The 3,930-nt window shown below is 76.4% G+C and carries 4 protein-coding genes; 1 reads left to right on the forward strand and 3 read right to left on the reverse strand.

Annotation, left to right across the window (positions count from 1 at the left end; translation table 11 throughout):
* Window positions 1-992, forward strand: a 992-nt coding sequence (locus tag LCE31_RS24115; protein ID WP_308042300.1) for a TIGR03619 family F420-dependent LLM class oxidoreductase, incomplete at its 5' end; no start/stop codon positions are given.
* Window positions 993-1,065: 73 nt separating this feature from the next.
* Here the strand turns inward: LCE31_RS24115 and LCE31_RS24120 are convergent.
* The 3 genes from LCE31_RS24120 to LCE31_RS24130 are packed head-to-tail and all read right to left on the reverse strand — an operon-like array spanning window position 1,066 to window position 3,782.
* The gene (locus LCE31_RS24120) at window positions 1,066-1,344 is read right to left on the reverse strand and encodes a hypothetical protein (RefSeq protein WP_225017540.1); all 279 of its coding nucleotides are present in this window, start codon (window positions 1,342-1,344) and stop codon (window positions 1,066-1,068) included.
* A 20-nt stretch (window positions 1,345-1,364) separates the two neighbouring features.
* Window positions 1,365-3,506: a 4-alpha-glucanotransferase gene (gene malQ / locus LCE31_RS24125; protein ID WP_225017542.1), complete on the reverse strand. Its 2,142-nt coding sequence runs from the start codon at window positions 3,504-3,506 to the stop codon at window positions 1,365-1,367.
* Window positions 3,507-3,782 carry a hypothetical protein gene (locus tag LCE31_RS24130; protein ID WP_374118540.1) on the reverse strand — a complete coding sequence of 92 codons (276 nt, stop codon included), beginning with the start codon at window positions 3,780-3,782 and terminating at the stop codon, window positions 3,507-3,509. It abuts the gene before it with no gap.
* Window positions 3,783-3,930: the final 148 nt, after the last annotated feature.

Raw genomic sequence — 3,930 nt, forward strand, 5'->3', positions numbered from 1 at the left:
GTGCCGCGGCACCGGGGCCGCGGCGCGTCGAGAGGAGACTTCCTGTGCGCATCGGCTTCACGCTGCCCCAGTTCGGGGCGATGGCCCAACAGGCGTCCGAGGCCGCGCGGTTCGCGGCTGCCGCCGAGGAGCTCGGAGCGGCGAGCCTCTGGGTCGGCGACCGGCTGCTCGCCCCCGTCGAACCGTCCGTGGGGTACGGGGGGACGGACCGGATTCCCGAGGTCTTCCACGCCGTGCTCGACCCGTTCGCGCTGATGGCCGTGGCCGCCTCGGCGACCCGTACGGCGGTGATCGGTACGAACGTACTGAACGCGCCCTGGTATGCGCCGGCTCTGCTGGCCCGGTCGCTCACCACGATCGACGCGCTGAGCGGCGGGCGGCTGCTGCCGGGCTTCGGGGTCGGCTGGTCGCCCGAGGAGTACGTCGCGGCGGGCGTGCCGATGCGGGAGCGCGGCGCGCGTCTCGACGAGTGCCTGGACGTGCTGGACGCGTGGTGGGGGCCGAGCCCCGCGGCGTACACGGGACGGCACTGGACGCTGCCCGCGACGCATGTCGGGCTGCGGCCGGCCCACGCGCCGCACCCGCCCGTGTACCTGGGCGGCTACTCCCCCGCCGCGCTCGACCGGACGGCCCGCAGGGCGGCCGGCTGGCTGCCCGCCACCGCGCCGGGGCGGGCGGACTTCGACCCGGCCGCGGTGTCGGGGCCGCTCGGCAGGATCAGGGAGATCGCCGCGGCGCACGGCCGCGAACCGGGGGACGTCGATGTGATCCTGCGCGTGAACCCGCAGGGTCCGGCCGGCGTGGACACCGTGGTGGACGTCCTGCGGCGCGCGGAGCGCGAGGCGGGGGTGGGACACGCGTTCGTGGATCTGATGTACATCACGAGCGGCGTCGACGAGGCGCTCGACATGGTCGCGCGCATCCTGCGGGACACCCCGGCCGACACCGCCACGGCGGAGAGCGCGACGGACGGCACCGGAACGGGCGTCTGAGACGCCTCACCCGGCCGGGACCGGCAGACACACCAAGCGGGCCCGCCGCGCGGGGGCCCCCCCGGCGGGGGCGTCAGACGCCCGCCTTGGCCTTCTTCTTGGGCTTCACGACGGCGGTCGGCCCGCCGGTCTTGCGGGACTTGTCCAGGACCATGACGAGGCCCGCGATGATCGCGAACAGCGCCAGCGGGCAGAGCACGAAGAGCCCGACCGTCTGGATCACGCTCAGACCGGACCCCGGGTCGTCGCCGTCGTCCCGGGTGAGGGCCAGCGCCGGGGACGACATCAGCAGCATCATCAGCGTCGTACCGGCCGCGACAGCGCCGGCGCGCAGAGCGTTCTTCTTGTCCACAGTGCAAACGTAGCGAACGGCTACACGGGACGCGCGGCCGGGGGTGCCGAACGCGCCGAGCGGTCGGATTCCACTCCCTCCATCAGTCGACCCAGCCGGGGCGAGGCGGCCAGCTCCTCCAGGGTCAGCGGGCGGCCCGTCGCGTCCGCGAGGGGGAGCCGCCAGTTGGGGTACTGGTCCCAGGTGCCCGGCAGGTTCTGCGGGCGGCGGTCGCCGACCGTGTCGGGCAGCCAGACGCCCACCAGCCGGGCGGGCGTGGCCAGCAGGAAGCGGTGGACGGCGCGGATCTGCTCCTCCTCGCCGGTCTGCTCCTCCTCGCCGGCCGCGTCCCCGAGGAGGCCGAGCCGGGTCAGTTCGCGCAGCCAGGCCGCGACCTCGGCGCGGTCCTGCGCCTGCTCCTCGGCGAGCGGGCGGGACAGCAGCCCGAGCCGGTGGCGCAGCGCCACGTGCTCGCCGGTGAGCCGGGCCGCCGTGGACGGCAGGTCGTGGGTGGTGGCCGTGGCCACGCAGCCGGCGCGCCACTCACCGGGCTCCAGCGGCGGCGCCCCGTCCCGCTCCCAGTGGCGTTCGAACCACAGGACGGACGTGCCGAGGATGCCGCGGCGCGCCAACTCCTCGCGTACGCCGGGCTCGACGGTGCCGAGGTCCTCGCCCACCACCGAGGCGCCCGCGCGGTGCGCCTCCAGGACGAGGACGGCGAGCATGGCGTCGGCGTCGTAGCGCACGTAGGTGCCGTGCGTGGGATCGGAGCCGCCCCCGGGTCCCTCCGGAATCCACCAGAGCCGGAACAGGCCCATCACATGGTCGATGCGGAGCGCGCCCGCGTGCCGCAGCAGGCCGCGCAGGAGCCCCCGGTACGCCGCGTATCCGGTGGCGGCGAGCCGGTCGGGCCGCCAGGGCGGCAGCCCCCAGTCCTGGCCCAGGGAGTTGAAGGCGTCGGGCGGCGCGCCGACGGAGATGCCCTCGGCGAACACGTCGCGCTGCGCCCAGGTGTCGGCGCCGTCCGGGTGCACGCCCACGGCGAGGTCGTGCACGATGCCGACGTCCATACCCGCCTCGCGCGCGGCGCGGCTCGCGTTGCCGAGCTGCTCGTCGGTGAGCCAGGCGGCGCGGCGGTGGAACTCGATCCGGTCCGCCAGCACGGCGCGCGCCGCCGCGGCCTCGGGCGTACGCGGGTCGCGCAGCGCCTCCGGCCAGTTCGCGCGGGCGGCGCCGTGGGTCTCGGCGAGTGCGCACCAGGTCGCGTGGTCGTCGAGGGCCGGGCCCTGCTCGGCGCGGAAGGCGTCGTACGCGGCTCGCCTGCCGGGTCCGAGTCCGGCGGCGCACAGGATCTCCAGGGCCTCCCCCTTGAGCGCCCAGACGGCGTCGCGGTCGATGAGCGCGCCCTCGTGGAGGACGGCGGCGCGCAGGGCGGCGGCGCGCGGGGCGAGGGCGTCGAGGCGGGCCCGGTCGTGCCCCGACGCGTACGCGTACTCGGGCACGTCCTCGATGCGCAGGTGCACCGGGTCGGGGAAGCGGCGGGAGGAGGGGCGGTATGGGGACGGGTCGGTGGGCCGGCCGGGCACCGCCGCGTGCAGGGGGTTGATCTGGACGAACCCGGCGCCGTGCGTGCGGCCGGCCCAGGACGCCAGTTCCGCGAGGTCCCCGAGGTCGCCCATGCCCCAGGAGCGGCGGGACAGCAGGGAGTAGAGCTGGACGAGGAATCCGTACGTACGTCCGCGGGGTTGCGGGGCGCGCGGCGGGGCGACGACGAGGGTCGCGGAGGCGGTGCGGCCGTCGGGCGCGAGGGCCGCCAGGCGGTGCACGCCGAGCGGCGGCTCCCCGGTCGCGGCGTCGCCGGCCGGTCCCCACGCCCCGGTCAGTTCCTGTACGCCGCCGTCCTCGAGCTCCACTGTCAGACGCGTGCCCGCGGGCAGCCCCGCCGCCCAGGGCGGCGGGGGCTCGCCCCTCCAGCGCACCACCGTCGGCGGCAGCAGGCGCTCGGCGGCCTCCCGCTCGGCGGCCTCGGTGGCGGCCGCGACGGCGGCGGGGGTGGAGGCGTCGACACCGAGGCCGGCGAGCACCGCCACCACCGTGGCGTCGGGCACGCGGACCTCGGCCGTGGGCGAGGGCGCGTACGCCGTGGCGACGCCGTGCAGCTCGGCGAGGCGGGCAAGGCCCATTCAGACTCCCGCGGGCTCCGTGCCGACGGCCGGGCCCGGCGCGGTCGGTTCGCTGGTCAGGGGGGCCGTCTCGGCGAGCGGCGGCTCACTCGTCAGTGGCGCGGCGTCGGCGAGGGGCGGTTCGCTGGTGAGGGGAGCCGCGAAGGACATCAGTGCGGAGGCGGGCACTGCCCGCGCCTGTGCCGGTACGGCGGGCGCGAACAGCGCCCGGCGTTTGGAGGGCTGGCCGGCGGATTTGGCGGACGGTTTGGCGGTCTTGCGGACGACGGTGGCCACGGGGTGCCTCCAGGAGGTTCGAGATGCGGACCTCGTCAGACCTACCCAGCGGTCGCGATCGCAGACGTGCGAGGCGGGTGAACGTGTGAAGCCTCACGGTTTGGACCGGGTGTACGAGGGGTGCGAGGGCCCGGGGCGCGGGACTCGG

The organism is Streptomyces sp. 8L (assembly GCF_020176795.1).
GTDB lineage: Bacteria > Actinomycetota > Actinomycetes > Streptomycetales > Streptomycetaceae > Streptomyces.